The sequence below is a fragment of the Pseudocnuella soli genome, assembly GCF_004347775.1.
Lineage (GTDB): Bacteria > Bacteroidota > Bacteroidia > Chitinophagales > Chitinophagaceae > Flavisolibacter > Flavisolibacter aquaticus.
This window is the reverse complement of sequence record NZ_CP037755.1, coordinates 709,789-732,295: the sequence shown is the minus strand read 5'-3', so window position 1 is coordinate 732,295 and position 22,507 is coordinate 709,789. Positions and strand designations below refer to the sequence as shown.

Annotated in this window: 20 protein-coding genes; 12 read left to right on the top strand and 8 right to left on the bottom strand. The window is 51.2% G+C overall.

The window, feature by feature from the left end:
• Positions 1 to 93: 93 nt before the first annotated feature.
• A complete protein-coding gene (locus EPD17_RS03130) occupies positions 94 to 1,017 on the top strand; it encodes a PfkB family carbohydrate kinase (RefSeq protein ID WP_132051690.1) in 924 nt (307 codons plus the stop codon).
• Between the two features lie 171 nt (positions 1,018 to 1,188).
• Complete coding sequence (locus EPD17_RS03125) at positions 1,189 to 1,503, top strand: hypothetical protein (protein WP_132051688.1); 315 nt, start codon at positions 1,189 to 1,191, stop codon at positions 1,501 to 1,503.
• 8 nt (positions 1,504 to 1,511) lie between these two features.
• On the opposite strand, the gene EPD17_RS03120 is transcribed toward EPD17_RS03125, so the two are convergent.
• Entirely contained in the window at positions 1,512 to 2,573 is a 1,062-nt protein-coding gene (locus tag EPD17_RS03120) for a helix-turn-helix transcriptional regulator (RefSeq protein WP_132051686.1), read from the bottom strand.
• A 208-nt stretch (positions 2,574 to 2,781) separates the two neighbouring features.
• Here EPD17_RS03120 and EPD17_RS03115 point away from each other — a divergent pair, with 208 nt between their 5' ends.
• From EPD17_RS03115 to EPD17_RS03095, 5 genes are all read left to right on the top strand, one after another.
• Positions 2,782 to 5,775, top strand: coding sequence for a PAS domain S-box protein (locus EPD17_RS03115; RefSeq protein ID WP_132051684.1), 2,994 nt, complete (start codon positions 2,782 to 2,784; stop codon positions 5,773 to 5,775).
• 34 nt (positions 5,776 to 5,809) lie between these two features.
• Positions 5,810 to 6,169: a response regulator transcription factor gene (locus EPD17_RS03110; protein WP_114234713.1), complete on the top strand. Its 360-nt coding sequence runs from the start codon at positions 5,810 to 5,812 to the stop codon at positions 6,167 to 6,169.
• Positions 6,170 to 6,175: 6 nt separating this feature from the next.
• Complete coding sequence (locus EPD17_RS03105; RefSeq protein ID WP_132051682.1) at positions 6,176 to 7,105, top strand: HEAT repeat domain-containing protein; 930 nt, start codon at positions 6,176 to 6,178, stop codon at positions 7,103 to 7,105.
• Positions 7,102 to 8,547 (top strand): glycosyltransferase family 2 protein, encoded by a 1,446-nt coding sequence (locus tag EPD17_RS03100; RefSeq protein WP_132051680.1) that lies wholly within the window; start codon positions 7,102 to 7,104, stop codon positions 8,545 to 8,547. The genes EPD17_RS03105 and EPD17_RS03100 overlap by 4 nt, the downstream gene beginning before the upstream one ends.
• Before the next feature lie 185 nt (positions 8,548 to 8,732).
• Positions 8,733 to 9,395, top strand: a complete 663-nt coding sequence (locus EPD17_RS03095) for a hypothetical protein (RefSeq protein WP_132051678.1) — start codon at positions 8,733 to 8,735, stop codon at positions 9,393 to 9,395.
• 47 nt (positions 9,396 to 9,442) lie between these two features.
• Here EPD17_RS03095 and EPD17_RS03090 read toward each other — a convergent pair whose 3' ends face one another.
• Together EPD17_RS03090 and EPD17_RS03085 are read right to left on the bottom strand one after the other, a co-directional pair.
• Complete coding sequence (locus EPD17_RS03090; protein WP_132051676.1) at positions 9,443 to 10,228, bottom strand: YaiO family outer membrane beta-barrel protein; 786 nt, start codon at positions 10,226 to 10,228, stop codon at positions 9,443 to 9,445.
• A gap of 162 nt (positions 10,229 to 10,390) precedes the next feature.
• The gene (locus tag EPD17_RS03085) at positions 10,391 to 12,094 is read right to left on the bottom strand and encodes a lamin tail domain-containing protein (protein WP_132051674.1); all 1,704 of its coding nucleotides are present in this window, start codon (positions 12,092 to 12,094) and stop codon (positions 10,391 to 10,393) included.
• Between the two features lie 391 nt (positions 12,095 to 12,485).
• On the opposite strand from EPD17_RS03085, the gene EPD17_RS03080 reads away from it, so the two are divergent.
• Positions 12,486 to 13,493 carry an aspartate-semialdehyde dehydrogenase gene (locus EPD17_RS03080; protein WP_114234706.1) on the top strand — a complete coding sequence of 336 codons (1,008 nt, stop codon included), beginning with the start codon at positions 12,486 to 12,488 and terminating at the stop codon, positions 13,491 to 13,493.
• A gap of 342 nt (positions 13,494 to 13,835) precedes the next feature.
• On the opposite strand, the gene EPD17_RS03075 is transcribed toward EPD17_RS03080, so the two are convergent.
• The 4 genes from EPD17_RS03075 to msrB form a co-directional block, all read right to left on the bottom strand.
• Positions 13,836 to 14,675, bottom strand: a complete 840-nt coding sequence (locus EPD17_RS03075; protein WP_132051672.1) for an oxidoreductase — start codon at positions 14,673 to 14,675, stop codon at positions 13,836 to 13,838.
• Positions 14,676 to 14,897: 222 nt separating this feature from the next.
• Entirely contained in the window at positions 14,898 to 15,566 is a 669-nt protein-coding gene (locus EPD17_RS03070; RefSeq protein WP_132056191.1) for a DUF2461 domain-containing protein, read from the bottom strand.
• Positions 15,567 to 15,731: 165 nt separating this feature from the next.
• Complete coding sequence (locus EPD17_RS03065; protein WP_114234703.1) at positions 15,732 to 16,292, bottom strand: NUMOD4 domain-containing protein; 561 nt, start codon at positions 16,290 to 16,292, stop codon at positions 15,732 to 15,734.
• Positions 16,293 to 16,555: 263 nt separating this feature from the next.
• Complete coding sequence (msrB, locus tag EPD17_RS03060) at positions 16,556 to 17,107, bottom strand: peptide-methionine (R)-S-oxide reductase MsrB (protein WP_114234702.1); 552 nt, start codon at positions 17,105 to 17,107, stop codon at positions 16,556 to 16,558.
• A gap of 243 nt (positions 17,108 to 17,350) precedes the next feature.
• Between msrB and EPD17_RS03055 the strand changes: the two genes are divergently transcribed.
• From EPD17_RS03055 to EPD17_RS03040, 4 genes are all read left to right on the top strand, one after another.
• Positions 17,351 to 17,938, top strand: a complete 588-nt coding sequence (locus EPD17_RS03055) for an adenylate kinase (RefSeq protein ID WP_114234701.1) — start codon at positions 17,351 to 17,353, stop codon at positions 17,936 to 17,938.
• A 203-nt stretch (positions 17,939 to 18,141) separates the two neighbouring features.
• Positions 18,142 to 18,624 carry a hypothetical protein gene (locus EPD17_RS03050; protein WP_132051670.1) on the top strand — a complete coding sequence of 161 codons (483 nt, stop codon included), beginning with the start codon at positions 18,142 to 18,144 and terminating at the stop codon, positions 18,622 to 18,624.
• Positions 18,625 to 18,944: 320 nt separating this feature from the next.
• Entirely contained in the window at positions 18,945 to 21,017 is a 2,073-nt protein-coding gene (gene paaZ / locus EPD17_RS03045) for a phenylacetic acid degradation bifunctional protein PaaZ (protein ID WP_240040725.1), read from the top strand.
• 114 nt (positions 21,018 to 21,131) lie between these two features.
• Positions 21,132 to 21,905, top strand: a complete 774-nt coding sequence (locus EPD17_RS03040) for an enoyl-CoA hydratase/isomerase family protein (protein ID WP_132051668.1) — start codon at positions 21,132 to 21,134, stop codon at positions 21,903 to 21,905.
• A 42-nt stretch (positions 21,906 to 21,947) separates the two neighbouring features.
• On the opposite strand, the gene EPD17_RS03035 is transcribed toward EPD17_RS03040, so the two are convergent.
• Positions 21,948 to 22,481 carry a hypothetical protein gene (locus EPD17_RS03035; protein WP_132051666.1) on the bottom strand — a complete coding sequence of 178 codons (534 nt, stop codon included), beginning with the start codon at positions 22,479 to 22,481 and terminating at the stop codon, positions 21,948 to 21,950.
• Positions 22,482 to 22,507: the final 26 nt, after the last annotated feature.

The window sequence follows — 22,507 nt, the reverse complement described above, 5'->3', positions numbered from 1 at the left end:
GGTTCTGTTTTGCTGCACTGCTTACTGCTGCCCACTTTTTGCCCACCGGCTGGTATTCCCTACTCCTAACTTCAAACTTTGTACTAATTACTTATGTCCTTAATTGTTGTGGGCACCATGGCGTTCGATGCCATTGAAACCCCTTTTGGCAAAAGCGACCGTGTTATTGGAGGCTCAGCCACTTATGTAGCGTATGCCGCTGCCAACTTTGTGCAGCCCGTGCAGCAGGTATCCATTGTAGGTAACGATTTTCCGCAGGAGGAAATGGCCGAACTATCGCGCCGCGGCGTGGAACTCGATGGCGTGGAAGTGGTACCCGACAAGCCCTCGTTTTTCTGGAGCGGCCGCTACCACATGGACATGAACACCCGCGATACGCTGGTAACCGACCTGAACGTGCTGGCCGATTTTGACCCCCAGATCCCCGAAAGCTACCAGGGCGCCGAGTTTTTGATGCTGGGCAACCTGATGCCAAGCCTTCAGAAAAAGGTGATTGAGCAATTGAAAGAACGGCCCCGCCTGATTGTAATGGACACCATGAACTTTTGGATGGAAATTGCACTGGACGACCTGAAGGAAGTGCTGACTATGGTGGATGTGCTGCTGGTAAACGACAGCGAAGCCCGCCAGCTTACCAACGAGTTTTCGCTGGTAAAAGCTGCTAAAAAGATCCTGAAGATGGGCCCCAAATACCTCATCATCAAAAAAGGCGAACACGGTGCGCTGCTGTTTCATGGCGATAGCGTGTTTTTTGCCCCGGCTCTGCCGTTGGAAGATGTGTTTGACCCCACCGGCGCCGGCGACACATTTGCCGGAGGCTTTATTGGCCACATTGCCCGCACCAAAGACATTTCGTACGAAAACATGAAGACTGCCATCATCGTGGGTTCGGCCATGGCTTCGTTTTGCGTGGAAAAATTCGGCCCCGAACGCCTGAAAGAAATTACCCGCGCCGATATTGACCGCCGCCTGCAACAGTTCCAGGAGCTGGTGAATTTTGACATTGAGTTGGTGTAGGGAAGTCGGAAGTCAGAAGACGGAAAAGACAATATGATAAATCTAAAACAGGAGCATCCCGGTTGGGGTGCTCCTGTTTTTATAATAGCGGGCAAATGCAATAGCTGTTTGACAGAAAATGACAAGGCATTTTAGTTGATTTGTAGGGCAACCAAAACTAACTGTCTTTTTATGGCTTCTTTCCCTTTCCACACTCAGGATACAGGCTTTACCATGCCGCACCACAGCGAAGAACCTATAGCTTACTATACCCTGTTCATACACTTTGAAGGCCAGCGGCATACCGTAACGGTTTATGAAATTGAAATGGACGGCTGGCACCTGTTTGAATGTTTTATCCCCGCCGCCGATACCGTGGTGTACCTGAGCCGGGAAGAAGGCGAAAACGACCTGCAATGCGTGGACATGGACGATGCCGCCGACGAACAATACGCTGCGCTGATCATTGAGGCGCTTAAGCCATTTGCCCGGGCCGGCTTGCAATAGCACTGCATTCAATAATCCTTGTTGGCCTGCTCTTCATCAATATCGAGGTTGTGCGCATACACTTCGGCAGCCTGCTGCAGTTTTTGCCAGATCAATTGCTTCAGCACTTCGGGCTGGTGCACTTTTACTTTATCCAGGCCATAGGCCAAAAAGCCGATCAGCTCGCGGCCAATGGTGCAGTGCAGGTGCAGCATATAATTGCCACCTTCCAGCGGCACCCATTGCTGCGAGTGGTGCCAGAAATAGCGCATCCACGATTCGCCAAACCCTTTGGTAAATTCTATTTCAATGCGGTACACCTGGTCGTCAACCGGGTCCGAAACACCAAACAGCATTTCCATCTGGCCGTTATAGGCAGCCTCCATATTTTTCCGGTTAAACACGGTGTTGGTAAGCCGGAACTGCGTTTCCTTATCCACCGGGAAAAGCATCAGTTTGTGCGCTGCATCAAGCCCCGAAATGTACGACCGGCCGCGGTGAAATACCAGTTGCATAGGGTACAGCTCCAAAGGGAATGCGCCGGGCGGCAGGTGCACATTGGCCGAATTGATGCCCACGTTTTCAATAGCGATCACCCGGTTGTTGTGCAGCGCCCAAATCAGTTCTTCAATCTGCTGGTGCTCTGCCTCGCCGTACGTATGGTCGAAAAAATTGGTGCGGTGCAGGTACAGCTCGTTGGCCTGGATGTATTGCTGGTACTTGCTTTTGGATAGGGCTTTGTAAATAACCTGCTCAAACTTTTCGATGGCATCTTTACGCTGGTGCACCATGGTGGATGGCGCAAATGCTTTGAGCAAAAAAAACGAGTTGATATCGTATGGCGAAATGGGTTCTTCACCCGCATCGTACTCCAGCTTCCAGGTTTTGCGGTTTTTTTCGTCGGTAAATGTGATGACGTTTTCGCCCTTGGCGATGTGCAGGTTTTGCAACGTGTTCAGGTCGCGGTACAGTTGTCGGTCGCTTACCGGTATGCCGGCTCCTTTTGCCCACCTCGATACAATTTCGATGGTAACCGGCCCGCGGCGCAGGCGGTTATAAATTCTGATCAGGCGTTGTAATCGAACAGACATAGCCGGAAATTAAAGCATATGTAGGGTACAAAAATCCAACCCCTTTCTGCCTGCCTCTTTGTGCGGCGCTCCGGTTCAACGGCCCATAAAAGCAATTCGTCGAAAAGAGGCGTACAAAGCGGTGTATAAAAGCTGCTGCAACTGTATAAAGCAGTAGCTTTCACCCGATTTTAGTATTATTGGTCATTACCCATAGTTCCGTAATCCCTTGAAAACCCAAAGCTATATCCGCATATTATTTGCCGTGCTGCTCATTGGTGCCGCCTCCGTTGTGGTGGCTCTCTTCCAAAATGCGCAGCGCACCAACGCCACATTCAACCTCGTTAATCATACCCACGAAGTAATCGGTGCCATCAACGACCTCAATACAACCGTATTGTCGCTGGAAACCGCCGTTCGGGGATATGTCATTACCGGCAACGGCACATTCATCAAAGATTTTGCAGCCACCACCAGCTCGCTGCACGAGCAGTCGCAATTGCTGCAGCAGCTTACCAAAGACAATCCCGATCAGCAAAGCCACATTCAAAAGCTGCAGCAAACCATTGAAGACAAATCCAGTTTCCAGCAAAGAATCCTGAACGCTTATAACCATTCGCCGGAAGATGCGCTGCAACTGATTGCCAGCCTGCAGGGAAAAAATCTTTCCGATACGGCACGTGCTCTGCTGCACCATATGGAGCGCCACGAGCGGCAACTGCTGCAACTACGTATTGGCGACAACCGCGAAACCACGCACAACCGGTTTATATTTTCGGTGTTTGTTATTGTGTTGTCGCTGGTGGCCATCACCATTGCGTTGCAAAAAATAGCAAGGGCCAACCAGCTGCGGGCAGCAGCCGAACAAAAAGCAAGGGAAACCGAAGTGCGGTACCACAGCATGGTTGAAAATTCGGCGGTGGTGATGTACAGTGCTCGCCTCGACGGGCAGATTGATTATGTGAGCAGCAAATGCATGCAGCTAACCGGCTACGATGCCGCGGAACTCAAATGCAAACCAATCACATTCCTGGTGCTGGAAGACTGGCAGGAAAGCGTGGCCCAACAATACAAGGAACAGATCCGCAACAAAACCCACGAAACACTGCATGTATTTCCCATCCGCACAAAAGATGGCGCCATTAAATGGGTGGAGCAAAGCATGGTGCTGCTGCTAAACGAAAAAGGCGTAGCCAGCGGCTTTCAAAGCGTGGTAAAAGATATTACTGAAAAACGCCTCGCCGAAGAAGCCCTGAAAATTGCCGCGCAGGAAATTGAAGCCAAAAAAGAAGAGTACCAATACCGGATGCAGTCCATTTTGGATAACATCCCAATGATCGTGTACATCAAAGATTTGGAAGGCCGTTACCTGATGGTCAACCGCAGGTTCCGCGAAACTTTCCTGCTCAACGACGACCAGGTTTTAGGTAAAGAAAACAGCGAAGTTTTTGCCGACGATGATATGGCCCGTGTGCTGGCATCGGTAGACAGACAGGTGATTAATAAGCTGCAGCCCGTTGAATTTGAAGACATGATCAACACCAGCCAAGGCAACCGCCACATGCTGGTGACCAAGTTTCCGCTGCTGGATCAGGCCAACAACATTTTTGCCATTTGCGGCGTGGATAAAGACATCACCGAAATGGTGGCGGGCCGCCAGCAACTGATTGATGCACGGCTGCGTGCCGAACGGGCCGAACGCCTGCAGGAAGAGTTTTTGGCCAACATGAGCCACGAGATCCGCACGCCAATGAATGGCATCATTGGCATGACCAACCTGCTGGAAGAATCGGCCTTGTCCGAAGACCAAAAGGAGTTTGTACAACTGATCAAATACTCATCCAACACGCTGCTGGCCCTCATCAACGACATCCTGGATTTATCCAAAATAAAAGCCGGCCGCATGTCGGTAGAGCGCATTCCGTTCAGCGTTCGGGAAGTGGTGGAAGAGGTGGTTTCCACGTTCCGCATCAAGGCGGCAGCCAGCAACGTGGCTGTTGTTACCACCATCGACAGCAACCTGCCGCAACTGTTGCAGGGCGACCGGCACAAGCTGGTGCAGGTGCTCAACAACTTGCTGGGCAATGCTGTAAAATTTACCGCACAAGGGCGCATATCCGTAACCGTTAGCATACTGGAGCAAAATGAAAAAAGCCTGCGCATGGGCTTTCGCGTGGCCGATACCGGCATGGGCATAGCACCGGAATACCGCGATTATATTTTTGAAAGCTTTGCACAAACCGGCAACGATACGGCCCGCCTGTTTGGCGGCACTGGCCTGGGGCTGGCCATCACCAAACGCCTGGTGGAACTGCAAGGCGGTACCATTGGCGTGGAAAGCCGCACCGGCGAAGGCTCTCTGTTTTTCTTTGATGTGCTGTATCAACATGCCGAAGTGCCACAGGCACAACAGCAACTGGCAGGCGCCACCAACACCGCCGATAAAAGCATGCTGGCAGGCAAAAAAATATTGCTGGTAGAAGACAACCTCATTAACCAGAAAGTAACCTGCCTGCTGCTACAAAAAGTGGGTGTGGTGGTAACCATTGCCGGCAATGGCAAAGAGGCTGTAGACCGGCTGGAAAGCGGCGAAACTTTTGACCTTGTGATCATGGACCTGCAAATGCCTGAAATGAATGGGCTGCAGGCAACAGCATACATCCGCAACAAGCTGCAGTTGCAACTGCCCATCATTGCCATGACGGCCAGCGCCCTGCGCAACGAACGGGAACGCTGCTTTGAAATGGGCATGAACGAATACCTCACCAAACCGTTTGTGCCTGCCGAATTGTTCCGGCAGTTGTGCCGCTTTTTGGGCTGCGCCGGCGTGCCGGTGCAGGAGCGGGTGGTGGTAAGCAATAAAGCCAGGCCCGCCGAAATGTACAACCTTTCATACCTGCACGAGCTGGAAGATGATGGCTACCTGGCCGAAACACTGACCCTGTTTTTGGACACCACACCGGGCCAGTTGGAAGAACTGCGGCAAAGCGTGCTAACAGAGCAGTGGGATGAAGTGCAGGCCCGGGCACACAAGCTCAAAAGCAGCTTGGGCATGCTGCAAATGAATAGCATGCTGGAGTTGGCCGCCACCATCGAAAACTGTGCAAAGAACCGGCAGGACCTGGAACTGGTGCTGCAAAAAGTAACACGCCTCCAGCAAAAGTTTGAACTGGTACAACCCATGCTGGAAGCCGACCGGCAGAAAGTGCTGTGCCCGCAATAAAATAAAATCCACACGATCCTAAAGAAAATAAACGATGAAGATCCTTGTTGCAGAAGACGAACCGATCATGCTCAAAACAATTGAGCTGCGCCTGAAAAAAGATGGCCATGAAGTGATGGCCACCGACAATGGCCGTAAAGCGCTGGAGTATGTTGAACAACACCAGCCCGACATGATCATTACCGATATTATGATGCCTTACACTTCGGGATTGGAAATTGTAGGCAAGGTGCGCCAGGGCGAAAAATATATTCCCGTGATTGTGCTCTCTTCCATGGGCCAGGAAAACGTGGTGCTCGAAGCATTCAACCTCGGCGCCGATGATTACATCACCAAACCTTTTAGCCCCAACGAACTTTCCATCCGCGTAAAGCGCCTGGGCCAACGCATGTAACAGAGCATGAACAGTTGGTTGCACATACAAAACTGGGAATGGCACGGCCATAACATATGGCTGCGCATCGACATGCCGGTACGCTACCTGCTCGATACTTCCTTTTTGCTGGCTGCATGTATTGTGGCCATGTTGCTGTACATGCTGTTTTTCCTGTGGAGCTATATGGTTAGGGGTAAAAAAATTGCGCAGCTAAAAGAGCTGACCCGCAACCTCATTAGCGAAGTAGCCATTGCCGAAAACATCGAAGAAGTGCGGGTTATTCTGGCAGCCGATGGCGGCATACAAAAAGCATTGCGCAGCCGGCTGGGCCGCAAAATTTTCATCTCCGAACTGCTCAAGATCCGTAAGGGCCTTTCGGGTGGCGCTGTTGCCAACATTCAGTGGTTGTATCAAAACCTGGAGTTGCAGCAGGATTCGCTAAAGCGATTGTCATCTTCGAAATGGCACTTGCAGGCTGCGGCCATTCAGCAGCTATCGCAAATGGGCGGTAAAGAACACATCACCCGCATCTACCCTTTTACCAACCACAAAAACATTTACGTACGTACCGAAGCGCAGTTGGCCTTGGTAAAAATGACCGGTTTTGAGGGATTGCTTTTTTTAAATGCGCTGGCACACCCGCTTACACAATGGCAGCAGGTTTGCCTCATGCAGCAGCTATCCATGCAGGCCGATGTGGCACCGGAGCAAGTGGCCGGCTGGCTACAATCGGGCAACGAAACGGTAAGAGAACTGGCGCTGAAAATAGTGGGTGCATTTAAACTTTACAGCCTGCTTGATGCAGTAAAGCTTTGCCTGCAACACCGCAGCGAAGCAGTGCAACAAGAGGCACTGCGTACGCTAAATGAACTGGACCCCGACGCTACCAACCTTTTGCTGCAACAGGAGCAGCACACCACAATAGCAAGGCTGCCCTTAAAAGAAACGGCATGAATTACACGGCTTTGATCCTCGATTTTTTCACCTATGGCTTTATGATCTACTCCTTGCTGATCATAGGCTTTTACATATTCATTGCGGTGTACTCCATTGGCGAAACAAGGCAGTACCGCCACCGCAGCAGCTTTACCGATTACAACCAGTTGGCCACATCCGACTATGCGCCTTCTATTTCCATTATTGCACCGGCGTATAACGAAGGTGCTACCATCATTGAAAATGTGCGTTCGCTGCTCAGCATTCATTACAACAACTTTGAAGTCATCATCGTCAACGACGGCAGCAAAGACGATTCGCTGCAAAAGCTGATTGCCGAATACGACCTGGAAAAAAAGGACTACGCATTTCAACAGCATATTGCCACTAAAGAAGTGCGGGGCATTTACCAAAGTAAAGACCCGGTGTTTCGCAAACTGATGGTGGTAGATAAAGCCAACGGCGGCAAGGCCGATGCATTAAATGTGGGCACCAACGTGGCCCGCAACAAATACATAGTATGTATTGATGTGGATTGCATTTTGGAACAGGATGCAATGCTGAAACTGATCAAGCCATTTATGGACCACAGCAGCGGCCGCGTAATTGCTACCGGTGGCGTGGTGCGCATTGCCAATTCCTGCGAAGTGCGGGATGGAAAGATTGTGCAGGTGCACCTGCCGCAGCAGTTTTTGCCGCGGGTGCAAACGCTGGAATACATCCGTGCATTTCTACTGGGCCGCATGGCGTGGAGCCGTATGAACGGGCTGCTGCTGATATCCGGTGCCTTTGGTGCATTTGACCGCGAAATAGTGATTGCCGCCGGCGGCTACGACCATAAAACCGTAGGTGAAGACATGGAGCTGGTGGTGCGCATGCGCCGCTATATGGAAGAACGAAATTTAGCTTACAAAGTGGCTTATATTCCCGACCCGCTTTGCTGGACGGAAGCACCTGCATCGTTCAAAATCCTGGGCCGCCAGCGCAACCGCTGGACCCGTGGCACCATTGAAACCTTGAAGATGCACCGCAAAATGTTTTTCAACCCACGCTACGGTGTGCTGGGTTTGCTCAGTTACCCGTACTGGTTTTTCTTTGAGTTGCTGGCGCCTATCGTGGAGGCCTCGGGGCTGATCTTTTTTATCATCTGCATTATTTTGGGTGCAACCAACTGGAGTTTTTTTGCGGCGCTGTTTTTACTCGTCTATAGCTTTTCGGTGTTGTATTCGGTGTTTGCCATTTTAATGGAAGTGATGACCTACAACCAGTATAAAAAGCGTTCGGAAATATTGCGCTTATTCATCACCGCTATGGTGGAGCCGTTTATTTTTCATCCCTTTGTGGTGTGGGCCGCCATCATGGGCAACATTGACCTGCTGCGCAAAAAGAACGCATGGGGTGAAATGAGCCGCCAGGGGTTTGCGACAAAGCCGACGGTGGCTGCTGGTGCAAAAGGATAGAATGGGTTAACCTTAGCATCAAACTTTCAAGTATGACCCGACAAGCAATCATAGACCGGTTTTTGAAAGCAATTAATCATCTGCCAAAATATATATTCAAACAAAAAGGGAATAGATTTATCAAAAAACCTAAACTGATTTAAATACCCAACGTCTGGGATTTTCAGAAAAGCAATACTTTAAAGATGGGAGTAGGAAGAAAAGAATTTTTAAGGTTATCCGGATTGGCGTTGGCAGGGGTAGCTGTTGCGCCACTAAATGCCGTTGTTATTAATGACAATGCTTATGTAAACAAAAAGCTTGGGATCTTGTTTTATAAGCCACAGGATTGGGGCTTTGTATCAGTTAAGGAATTTGGAAAGATCAAATCTGAACAAATTATTGGAGAAGGATTAGATCAAACAGTAGATGAAATTTGGGAAGATTTAGGTGATCCCGTTTGTGTTGCAACCAAATACTACCAAGACCTGCCTGAAAATAAATATCTCTTCTCACCAACAATAACTTTCAACGCTACACCTAAAGCAGAAATTGACGAATTAGGATTCGAAACATTTGAAGAACTTATTGGAATGTCAGAGTATGGCGTTTCTAAAATTTTGAAAAAATTTAGGGTAACAAAACGTTATGACCCATACCTGATCAGTGGCTGCAAAATTTATGAATTTGACGCTGAATATTTATTTGAGCACATAAATTTTAAAAAGCCCATAAAAGTTGAACTCAAAACGCTTAAAGCCGAACATAACGGGTTTTATTATGACTTCAACTGTCACCAGTCAAAAGCCCAAAACCAACTTGCGGACAAAGAATTTGATTACTTTAAAAAGTCGATTAGACTTATATAGCCCGATCTACTTTTAATCTACTGCCATTGGTTTTTACATTTGAACATTTAAAACCGATACCCCACCCGCAACCCGCCCAAAAACTGGTTGCCCTTTCTTCCACCACCAATTTCATCATGCGCCCAGCCAACCTGTGGTGCAAGCATATAACGCCCGCCTACGGATAATTGCGCACCTGCAGTAATCCTGCGCGACGACAGCACTGCGCCTTTCTCAATCAGCACGTTGCGGCTTTCGTCGGGCGATATGCCGGAGCCCAGTTGCATCCACACAAAGTCCCGCTCATTTTTGAGGTAATGCCTTGCGGTAAAAAACAGGGAATGGTTGCTGCCCGGTGTGCTGCTGCCAATAAACGAACGAACATTGAGGAGCCAGTTGCCGGCGTATTTGCTGATGCCTGCCGTACCCATCCACACATGCTGGTTAAAATACAGGTGGCGTACACCGCCCTCTGCCTCCCAGCCTTTGGGCAACACAAAAAATAGGGTGCCGCCGCTGCGCCATTTTGGAAACACCGGCATCGAAGGCGAGTAGCCTGCACCCACATACGCATAAATTTTAGAAGTAAGTTTTGGATAAGCTTCTACTTCGGCCTGCCAGCCCGTTTGGCCCAGCCGGCTGGCGTAATTAAAGCGGCCGAGGTAAGTGGCCTTGCCCGCTTCCCGTTTGTATTCAATGCTCCCAATGCGCCAGTCGTTCGAAAACTGTTTGTCGAAATGATAATGCTCGTAACCAACCGTCACCGATTGGTGCAACGAATCTTTGGGCTGGGCAAAGGCTGCTGTGCACAACAACAGGGTGGGTAGTATAGAAAAAAAACGCAGGTGCTTCATAAAGTTGGATCAAAAGCTTGCAACGGCGCAAGTGTATAACGCCGGCAATGCCATTTGGCTACCTCCAAAACTGCTTGAAATTTCGATGCGCCCTGCATAAAATAGCCGGGTTATGGATAATGCAGGATAAAAGCGGTGTTGTTTATGTTGAATGATGCGTTGCTAACGCCTGCGGGCCAGCACCACCGTTTGTTTCCATTGCTGCTTTTTGCCTTGCAGGTTAAATATGTCGATTAGCAAAATATAGTTGCCGGTGGGCAATGCGCTACCGGCATCCGAAAGCCCGTTCCAACGGAAAGAGCCGCTTTGCGTCAGCGTTTGGCTTTGCACCAGGTGGCGCACCAGCCTGCCGCCGGCATCAAAAACCTGCAGGTTGGCCACGTAGTTCGGTGCATCCAGTTGATATGTAATGGTGCAAAAATCCTCAAAGCCATCACCGTCTGGCGAAAACACCTGTGGGGCAATGCTCCAGGTCATTGCAGCAGTTGATTGTTGGTGGAGCTGCGAGTTTGCGTAAGTAGGTGTGCCAAATCCGGCAGTTGCGGCGGCCGAGGTCCAGTTGCCGCTTTGCTGCGTGGGTGCGGCCGGATTGATACGTTCCAGCGCCACACCATCTTTTTCGGTAAGCAGCGCAAAATGCCAGTTGTGCTGGTAAGCCAGCGCATCTACTATTTGGCCCCCTTCGTTCCAAAGGGTTAGGGTGCCTTTATCATCGGGCAGAGAGGGTAGCGCCGCCACCTCCAACAACTGCGCTTCATTTTTTACTAAAAAATAGCGCAGCACGGCATCACGGTCTTCGGTTACTATAACGTGCTGGCCCGGGAAAAGGTAATGTGGCTCTTTGGTCAATTTCGGTAACTGACTTCCAATTGCAGTTGTGGAACTATGGGTCAATGAGAGGCCCGAAAGATCAATGATCTTTTTACCCCGGTTATACAACTCCACGTAATCGCTGCCGCCAGGTTTGGGGTTAAACAGGACTTCATTGATGACCACATCACCTGCCATAGCCGTTTGCGGCGACCCGGCTTGTGCGCTGTTGCGGCTGCCTACAATGTTGCCAGCACAATCCTGAATACCCTGCACTTTTACGATGTACACCGTTGCCGTTTGCATGGGTGTCTGCAGCGTCAACAGCACTTGCTGATACAACGGTGGCTGCGGTACTGCAGCCATGATGGCTATGCCGGGTGACATTTCATACGACTGGCCGTTTGCCGCAGCAGCACTGTCCAGCGTCTCGTCAAAACGTAGCAACAGGTGCAGGCTATCAGGCGCCGTGGCGGATAGCAATGCTGGCGGCGTGTGATCCCGGTTTTTACCCGCAACAGAGTTGGGCCCTCCCGGAGTGCCGCCTAAAGGATGATGCGCAGCCTTCCAGTTGAAAGCGCCACCGCAAGGGTTTTCCGCATCGATCATTTCCAGGCTCCAGCCGCCACCTTCTTTATCCGCCGCACCGTACCACGCGGTAGTATATGGCACCGCATGTACAAGGCTGCCGGTGCCATTAACCAACACCAGTGTGGTGCCGCCGTTGGACAGTGCCGGAAAAGACGTGACGCCAATTGTATTTTGCCCAAATAACACAGCATTGGTTCGGGAACAAACCACCACCAAGCTATCGGGTTGCAACAGGTAAATGGGAAAGGCGCCACTGGTACTGCTGCCCGTTTGCAGGCGCCAGCCCTGCAGGTTGATGGGCGCCGCGCTGCGGTTGCGCAATTCGATGTATTCCACTTCGGGCAGGCCAATGGAAGGCTGCGGATCGGCCATGATTTCGTGGATCACAACGGCGTGGCGCTGCGCGTTTGCCGGCAGGCAAAAAAGCAACAGCAGCAGGAGCAGGTTGGTGGTAACAGCAGTCATGTTTTGGTGTTGGGTGGGTCGCCATTATTTTACTTAAAATAAAATGGTGGCAAGCCCGGCTTTATCAACTAAAAGATAAACGGTGCTGTTCGCAAATGCAATAGGGGGCTGTACTGCAAACAGTATTTTGTTCAGTTTTGGCGTTGAATGGCCGGGCAAACTGAACATTTGTCTAATAATTTGGGGCAAGCTGTACGTTTTTTGCCCTGCTGCATTTTTTATAATACATTCGCTTCCGCAATGATGATCATAAAACACATTAAACGCACTAAGAAACATTTTTCCACCGGGGAAGGTGCCTGACGTTGCGTGTGTGTCAGCATAATACTAAGCCTTCCCCAAACCGGGAAGGCTTTTTTTATTGTCAAACAAAAACCCGAATAACAAACAAATGAAAGTTGCTGTTGTGGGCGCCACCGGCCTGGTGGGCACCAAAATGCTGCAGGTATTGGAAGAGCGCAATTTCCCGGTGAGCGAACTGCTGCCGGTAGCCTCCGAACGTTCGGTAGGCAAAGAAGTAATGTATAAAGGCAAGCCTTATAAGGTGGTGAGCCTGCAAGACGCTATTGCCGCAAAGCCCCAACTGGCCTTGTTTTCGGCAGGCGGCAGCACCTCGCTGGAGTGGGCGCCCAAGTTTGCCGAAGCCGGCATTACCGTGGTGGACAATTCATCGGCCTGGCGCATGGACCCCACCAAACCGCTGGTGGTGCCCGAGGTAAATGCCGATGCCCTCACCGCCAACGATAAGATCATTGCTAACCCCAACTGCTCTACCATCCAGATGGTGGTGGCGCTGAACCCGCTGCATAAAAAATACGGCATCAAACGCATCGTGGTATCAACCTACCAAAGCGTAACCGGCACCGGTAAAAAAGCCGTGGACCAACTGATGGGCGAACGTGCAAAAGCTGCCGGCGCTGCTCAGGAAGAATACCCGATGGCTTATAAATATCCCATCGACCTGAACGTGATTCCGCAGATCGACGTATTCCTCGACAATGGTTACACCAAAGAGGAAATGAAGATGGTGAATGAAACAAAAAAGATCATGCGTGATGATTCGATCCGCGTAACTTCTACCACGGTGCGCATCCCGGTAATGGGTGGCCACAGCGAAGCCATCAACATCGAGTTTGAAAACGACTTTGACCTGGATGAAGTAAAAGAGCTGCTCCGTACTTCACCTGGCGTAACGCTGGTTGACGACCCTGCAAATGCAGGCTACCCCATGCCGATGGATGCGCATGAAAAAGATGATGTATTTGTTGGCCGCATCCGCCGCGACGAAAGCCAGCCCAATACCCTGAACCTGTGGTGTGTGAGCGACAACCTGCGCAAAGGCGCCGCTACCAACGCGGTGCAGATTGCGGAGTATTTGTCGGAGAAAGGATTGCTGTAGGAGGAGATGATGGATGGGGGATGATAGATGACAGTTGGCAGTTGATAGTTGACAAGTAAAAGTCAGCAGTCAGGAGTCGACAGTAGATAGTTAGTAGTTGATGATGATAATAGTTTGTTTTTGTAAACAAAAGACCGGCGGTAAAAAGCCGGTCTTTTTTGTGTAATGCGGTTTGGATTTGCTGTTTTATCAGTGGCTGGAGATTGCTTCGGCGCACAGGTTGTTTTATATAAAAATGATTTTGCCGCGCCTCGCAATGACAGTAGTGTTTGATGGAGCGCTGCTCACTATCAGCTATCAACTACCAACTATCAACTCCTGACTGCCAACTGTCAACTTCCCTCACTTCCCTTCATACATTGTGCTCAGCGCAATGCGCTCATTGGCATCCAGATCGCTGGCAACGGCACGGAGCTTGGCGCGGATGGCATCCAGCGAATGTTTGCCGAGTGGCAGGCGCAGGGTTTTGCTATCGCTTGCTACAAAGTCGATGATTGCGTGGGCGCCTTTTTCGGGATCGCCTTCCTGTTTGCCATCGATGCGGGAAATATAGTGGTACATCTGCGCCACGGGTGTTTGCTTGTATTCGTCCATGCGCTGCTGCGCCAGCTTTACCGAACTGCCGGCAAACTGGGTGCGGAACGGACCGGGCTGCACAATGGTTACGCGTATGCCTAAAGCCCCTACCTCTTGCGCCAACGCTTCGGCAAAACCTTCCAGCGCAAACTTGCTGCTGTTGTACACACCAAAACCGCCGGTGGCTTTAAATCCTGCGGCAGAGGAAATAAACAGGATCTGCCCCGAGCCTTGCTGGCGCATAGCAGGCAGCACCTGTTTAGTTAGCGCAACGGCTCCAAAAAAATTGGCTTCAAACTGCTGGCGGACCTCCTCCATGCTAAATTCTTCGATGGCGCCAATGGTGCCATAGCCGGCATTATTTACCAGCACATCTATACGGCCAAAATGCTCAATGGCTTGCTGTACACCAGCGGTAACCTGTTCTTGGCTGGTCACATCCAGCACAATGCCCAGGCCTGCGCCGCTATTCTGTGTGGTAAAATCTGCAGCCTGCTCCGGTTTCCGAAATGTTGCGGCAACCTTGTGCCCATTCTGTAAAGCTGCTGCCGCCAGTGCTGCACCCAGCCCACTGCTGGCGCCTGTTATCAACCAAACTTTGCTCATGGAAAAATCAATTGGGTTTTTAGGTGCGTGGTGATTTGTCGTGAAAAGTCAAACGTGAAAAGTGAATGGATCGTGAGTATTGATAGATGCTCCGTTTTTACCAATCAATACACTCATCAACCGCCAGTTCATTTTTGACGTTTGACGTTTCACGTCTGACGCCAATAACTTACCATTCACCATTGACCATTCACGTTTCACCTTTCACGATTCTCGTTACCATCACGCCTCCACTGTCCGGTTAATGAAACAAATAAGCGGATGCAAGGTTTTAAATGCTGCTACCGTTTTTTTGTGCAATGCGGCTGATGTCAACTCGGCGTCGGCAACAGGCGTTTCGGCAATAAAGCTTTTGAACTTTAAATAAGAAATGGCCGGGTGGTCTTTTTCGTAGCCTTTGGGTGTGGTTACCAGTTCTGTTTCGGGGCTGCGCCAAAGGTCGCCAAAAGTTTGTTTGAAATGGGGAGCTTCCACCAAAGATTTGAACTCGTCCCAGCAATAATCAATTTCCTGCCGCACTGCTTTCAATTGCGCGGCTTCGGGCATCCACAATCCGCCGCCCACAAAGCTTTTGCCCGGCTCCAGGTGAAAATAATAGCCTGCAAACGGCGACTTTTTGCCACCCCGTTTTATAGAAGCGCCCATGTTGTTTTTATAGGGCCGTTTGTCTTTGGCAAAACGCACATCGCGGTTGATGCGAAACAGACAATCTCGGGCCGCTATACCGGCAATGGTAGCATCGGTGCGTTGCAGGTCGTCGATGACCAGTTGTATAAAATTTTGAAAGTCAATGCGTGCAGCTTCGTATGCGGGGCGGTTGTTGTCGAACCAGGGCTTATTGTTGTTCAGTTCCAGCCCCGACAGGAATCGCAGGGTTTGAGGTTCAAGCATGGGCAAATTTAGTTGGTAGTTGGTAGTTGGTAGTTGGTAGTTGGTAGTTGGTAGTTGGTAGTTGCCAATGAAAAAAGCATGCACTTATTGCATGCTTCAAAAAATTATTTCGATTGGCGAAGCAATTCTATCAACTACCAACTGTCAACTACCAACCCTCTCTCCCTACACGCTTCCCCAATTCTCGCCGCTTTTGATGCGGTAAAGGGTCATTTCGCTCACTGCGTACTTGTCGGCAAGTTGTTTGATGGTAAGCTTGCGCCGTTCGCTGTTCAAAATGTCCTTGATTTTGCGCACCTGCGCTGCCGTTAGTTTCAGGCCCACGGTGCGGTTGGCCTGCCGCTCTTTGTAGGCCATTTTTGCAGGGCTTTTTTGCTGGTGGGCAATCATCTCTTCCAGCGTGGCCCACTTCAGGTTTTTTACACTGTTGTCCAGCTTGTCGTGATTTTTATGGATCACATACTTATGCTTCGGCGATGTTTTGGGTAAAAACAGCTTGGCCAGTTCGCGGTGAATGTACAAGGTGCCCTTGTTGTCGGGGCGGTGCAGGTTTAAAGTGCGGTAGCCGGTGGTGATGGAACCGTTGAGCAACTTTCCATCTTCCAGCACGTCATCTTTAAAACTGGCTATCCGGCCATGCGAGGATACTGCATACCGGTTGCGCAAAGCGGCGCTGCCACTGAACTTCATTGTTTTCCAAACCTCTCCCGGTAATTTCTTGATCATGATGTTCACAATTTAAAGGTGAACGAAAAAAGGGTGCAGGCAACATGCCCAAATCCAGTATAATAATAATATAAATTTCGTGCCGTTGCGTAGCCTGCAAAAGGTTTTACAACAACTGCCGAGCCGCTATTGTTGCGGGTTTGCGCAATTTTCGGTTAATGGTTGGGTTAAGCAAACGGCTACTGCAAACCGGGGCGTTGTTAAATCAACCCAACAGTATGCAGTAGCCGTAATTTTTTTACAATAAAAATGAACGCAAAAGCCTACTGCTTTTGCTCGAAATTCTTTTTGGCAGCCTCAGCTTTTTTAAAATCGAGAATTACGCCGTTGATGCAATAACGCAGGCCGGTGGGCGGCGGGCCGTCATCAAACACGTGGCCCAAATGCGCCTTGCAGCGGCCGCACTGCACTTCGGTGCGGGTCATGCCATGCGAGTGGTCGGGGGTGTAAATAATATTGCCTTTGCCAACGGGCTCGTAAAACGAAGGCCAGCCGCAGCCGCTGTCGAACTTGGTGTCGCTTTTAAACAACGCATTGCCACAGGCCGCGCAGTAATAAGTGCCCACTTCCTTAAAGTTTTCAAACTTCGAGGTCCAAGGGCGTTCGGTGCCTTTTTGCCGGGCTATCTGGTACATTTCCGTGGGCAGAATCTTGCGCCACTCATCGTTGCTTAGCTCTACTTTCGAAGTGTCGGTATTGGAGTAAACCGGGTTTTTGGAGGGTTGTACGCTCATGGCATTTTGTTTTGACGATTGCGCCTGGGTGCAGCTTTGCAGCGCCAGGGCCAGTATGCACAGTAGGAACAGCTGTTTCATATTGGTAAGTTGTTACAAATGTACGCAGGTGCTAAAAGTTTGGTTTGTTAAAGAATGCCGCCATTTCCCTGCACGCTGCACACCTGCCAGCATTGCAAATACCTTCAATAAACCGGCGGCTGCATTGATGTTTATTTAAAGAAAACGGCACACTGTTGTTTTTTACCAAACAGGGGCGCCAAATCGCAACCTGAATTCTCTGCCCGGTTCCCTATCTTTGTCTCAACAGCATTTTTAGCGCTTATGTTTAATTTGATACTGTTCGGACCTCCCGGCAGCGGCAAGGGAACCCAATCGGAAAGAGTTGTAGAAAAATTTGGATTGGTGCACCTTTCTACCGGCAACCTGCTGCGGGCCGAAATTGCAGCAAAAACGCCCCTCGGCACCGAAGCCAAAAATTTCATCGACAAAGGACAACTGGTACCCGACGAGGTAGTGATTGGCATGATCGACACCATGTTGGAACAAAATAGCAGTGCAAAAGGTTTTCTGTTCGATGGCTTTCCGCGTACCGAAGCACAGGCCCAGGCGCTGGACAAGCTGCTGGCGCTGCGCAAAACAAGCATCACGAAAGTAATTGCCCTGGAAGTTTCGGAAGAAGAGCTGGTGCAACGCCTGCTGAAACGCGGCGAAACATCGGGGCGCACCGACGATACCGACGAGGCCGTTATCCGCAAACGCTTTGCCGTATATAAAGCCGAAACCGAACCAGTGGCCGAGCACTACAAAGCCCTGGGCCGTTTTGAAGCCATCAAAGGCGAAGGCTCCATCGACGATATCTTCAACGCCCTTTCTGCTTCTATTGAAAAAGAAGCTGCCTCGGCGGTGTAGGGTGGAGTTGGAAGACGGGTGTCGAAAGACCGAAGACGTGTACCTATTTTTATAGAATCCTGCAGGTGTTGGCCTGTGGGATTTTTCTTTTTCAGCAGTATCTTCAAAGGCTGAACTTTTCCGGACTTCGGACTTCGGACTTCGGACTTCGGACTTCGGACTTCGGACTTCGGACTTCGGATCGGACTTCAAAACCACCCACCATGAGCCTTTCCCATAAAATCCGGTTTTTGCAACAGCAGTTTATCCCGATGCTGCGCAGCATTCCGCACCACACGCCGCCACAATGGGGCAAAATGAATTTGCAGCAAATGATCGAGCATTTTAGCGATGCGGTGCGCTTATCGTCGGGGCGGTTGCCGGCGCCCCGCCTGTTTACCCCCGAAGCCGACCTGCCGAAGATGCAGGCGTTTTTAAAAAGCAACCAACCGCTGCGCGAAAACATACCCAACCCGATGGTGCCGCAGTCGCCAGCGCCGCCCAGGTTTACCACCATGGAAGAAGCGATTGATAACCTGGAGGAAGAATTACAGCATTTTTTTGCGGTGTTTGCCGCCAACCCCAACCTCACTACACTCAACCCGTTTTTTGGCAACCTCGATTACGAAGGCAACGTGCTGTTTACCTACAAACATGCAGTGCACCACCTGCGGCAGTTTGGTGCCGTGGTAACAACTGAAGCCTGAACCAGCGCTGCCCGTTATTGCGAGGCGCAGGAGATGCGCTGTCCCTAACTACATTTGTTGCACCGAAGCAAGCTCCTGTTTTATCAGTGCCGGTTTAACAATACTTGATTCATTTCCTAACCAACATCAGGAGATTGCTTCGGTGCATTTCATGTATCCCTTTGCAATGTTGTTGCTGCGCCTCGCAATGACGGGTGCGCTTTTGAATTGCATCATTTAAGACAAACATTTGTTTCCATTTGGACAAGTCAGCATTTATGTCTTACCATTTTCCGCAAATGACGATACCGGTGTAACTTTCCCCTCTTAACGATTGCAACATGACACCCTTGATTACCCCCACCCGCGTGGGCAAAATAGCCAACTACGTTGGCGGCCGGTGGCAAACGGGTACCGGCGACGGCGAGCTGCTGCTCGATGCCGTAACCTCCGAACCCATTGCCCTTGCCGATACCGAAGGCATTGATACCGAAGCGGCACTGCATTGGGCCCGCACGGTGGGCAATCCTGCCCTGCGCAAACTCACTTTTCACGAACGGGGCCGCAGGCTTAAAGCACTGGCACTGCACCTGCAAAGTAAAAAAGAAGGCTTCTACCAACTTTCCTACCATACCGGCGCCACCCGTGCCGATAGCTGGATCGATATTGAAGGCGGCATCGGCAACCTGTTTGCCAATGCATCGCTACGGCGCAAGCTGCCCGACCTGCCCTACTGCACCGACGGCGACCCCATCCCTTTGGGCAAAGGCGGCACTTTTATGGCCCACCACCTGCTGGTGCCCCGCGAAGGCGTGGCGGTACACATCAATGCCTATAATTTTCCCGTATGGGGTATGTTGGAAAAATGCGCCGTCAACTGGCTGGCGGGCATGCCTGCAGTGGTAAAGCCATCGCCGTATGGCTCCTATTTGGCTCAGGCTGTGGCCAAAGAAATCATTGACAGCGGCATCCTGCCCGATGGCGCTTTGCAAATTCTTTGCGGTGCACCCGGCAATCTGCTCGATGGCGTAACCGCACAGGATGTGGTTACGTTTACCGGTTCGCACCAAACGGGTATTGGCTTAAAAACACATCCACGCATCGTACAGGAAAGCGTGCCGTTTACCATGGAAGCCGATTCGCTCAACGCCCTGGTGCTGGGGCAGCACGCCGGTCTGGGTACGCCGGAGTGGCAACTATTCATCAAAGAAGTGCGCAGGGAAATAATAGCAAAGGCTGGGCAAAAATGCACGGCGGTTCGCCGCATTTTTGTGCCCGAAAACATGCTGGAAGCGGCATCTGATGCACTGCGGCAGGCACTGGCGCAAACCACCATTGGCAACCCGCACAACGAAAAAGTGCGGATGGGCGCACTGGCGGGGCTTGCGCAAAGGGACCGTCTGCAGCAAAACGTGCAGCGCTTGCTGGCCACATCGGGCATTGTTTATGGCTCGCTGGACAGCGTAGAGCTGCTGGATGCGGACCCGAAGCAGGGCGCATTTATTTCACCGCTGCTCCTGCTGAACGAACACCCGCTGGAAAGCAAAGCCGTGCATGAAGTGGAATGTTTTGGCCCCGTAAGTACACTGATGCCTTATAAAGATTTGGACGAAGCCATTGTGCTAAGCAAAATGGGCAAAGGCTCGCTGTGCTGCTCCATCGTTACAGCCGATAACCGCGAGGCTACCGATTTTGTGGTAGGTGCCGCCACACACCATGGCCGCATACTGGTGCTCAACGGGGAATGTGCGGCGGAAAGCACCGGCCACGGTTCTCCGCTGCCCATGCTGGTGCATGGCGGCCCCGGCAGGGCCGGCGGTGGCGAGGAAATGGGCGGCCTGCGGGGCGTAAAGCATTACCTGCAGCGGGTGGCCGTGCAGGGTTCGCCCAATGTGCTGACGGCCATTACCGGCACCTATCAAACCGGTGCACGGGGCAATGCAGGCAGCGAACACCCTTTCCGCAAATACTTTGAAGACCTGTCGGTGGGCGACCAGCTGATCACGGAACAGCGCACCATTACCGCCGATGATATTGACCGCTTTGCCGACCTGAGCGGCGATCATTTTTATGCCCACCAACGCGACACGGATTTTAGCGGCACCATGTTCGAAGGGCAGGTGGCGCATGGCTATTTCATACTGAGCGCTGCTGCAGGCTTGTTTGTAGATGGCTCCGACCTGGGGCCGGTGCTGCTAAACTATGGCATCGACGAGTTGCGTTTTACCAAACCGGTTTACCCCGGCGCTGCCATCTGGGTGCGGTTTACCTGTAAAGAAAAATTGCCGCAAGACAACCGTGAGGAAGGCGAAATACCCCGCGGAATTGTAAAATGGCTGGTAGAAGTGCTGGACGAAACCGGCGAACACGTGGCAGCGGGCACTATTTTAACGATGGTGCGCAAACGCAGTTAACGTGGTTGGCGCGGCACGGCGTTTTATTTTAAAATAGAAAGCCGCACAACCTTGTGGCTCCGCTTATTGTTGCATAATTTAAACCCAGCGTATAAAAACGAAAACTTGCGCCATATGATCCCCGATTTTGACAACGGATATGTCACCTCCGAAACCCACCAGGGCATTACCACCATCGAATTTTTTCACCCGCAGGGCAACTCGCTGCCGCGCCGCCTGCTCGATGGGCTGGCCCATGAAATACATGCCTGTGGCGGCGATGCAGCCACAAGGGTAATTGTGTTGCGGTCGGGTGGCGAAAAAGCATTTTGTGCCGGGGCATCGTTCAGCGAGCTGTCGGCCATTACCGATGCGCAAAAAGGCTTCCAGTTTTTCAGCGGTTTTGCCCATGTCATCAATGCCATCCGCAGCATTTCCAAACTGGTCATTGCACGGGTGCATGGCCGCTGCGTGGGCGGCGGCGTGGGGCTGGCGGCAGCCGCCGATTATGCCATTGCAGTAGACGGCGCCGATGTGCGGCTCAGCGAGCTGGCCATTGGCATCGGGCCGTTTGTAATTGGGCCGGCGGTGGAGCGGAAAATTGGCGCTTCGGCCTTTGCGCAGCTGGCCATTGACGCTACCATGTGGCGCAACAGCGATTGGGCTAAAAAGAAAGGCTTGTTTGCCGAAGTGCACCCCACCGTGGAAGGTATGGACGAATCGATCAGCAGGCTGGCCAACCAGCTGGCGCAAAGCAACCCCGAGGCTATGGCCGAAATGAAAAAAATGTTCTGGAGCGGCACCGAGCATTGGAACGAGTTGTTGCCGCAGCGGGCCGAGATCAGTGGCTGGCTGGCGTTGAGCCGGTTTACACAGGAGGCCATCAGTAAATTGCGGGTAAAAGCATAAATGGCAAGCGCCGAACGAGCTAATTCGTTCGGCGCTTGCCATTTAGCAGCCTTCGGCATAAGCTACCCAAAAGCCAACGACCTTGCCTCGTTCCAGCTCAAACACGATCATGGCAGGCGTTTCATCGCCGTAGAGCATGATGGTTGATTTTCCTTTGATTTTGGCGCCGCTTTCCGCATCATACTCCGGCGCCAGGTGTAGCATGTAATCTTCGTAGGTGCTAACAATCTTCAACTTATCATCGCCAATGCCCACACCTGAGGGGGTTTTGAGCTGGGCATTGCGGCTGTGCACGGCATACACCACAATGGCGCTTTTATCCCTTTCATCTATACTTTTATTCAGTACCAATTGGTAATCAACACCTGCCAGTTGCACCTGAACGGTGTCGGGCTCCCACTCCGATTGCAACAGGTTTTTCAACTGCACCGGCGCAGGCAGCAGCTTGTCGAGTGCCTCCTTTTTCATGCCCAGTTTGATGACGCCAATGCCCGCCAGCGACACCACCGGCGGTGGCTGTTGGCCCCAAGCCGCTGTTTGTAATAAAATGCAGAGGAAAATAAATAAGCCTTTCATCTTTGCCACCAATTTAGGCGGGAAAA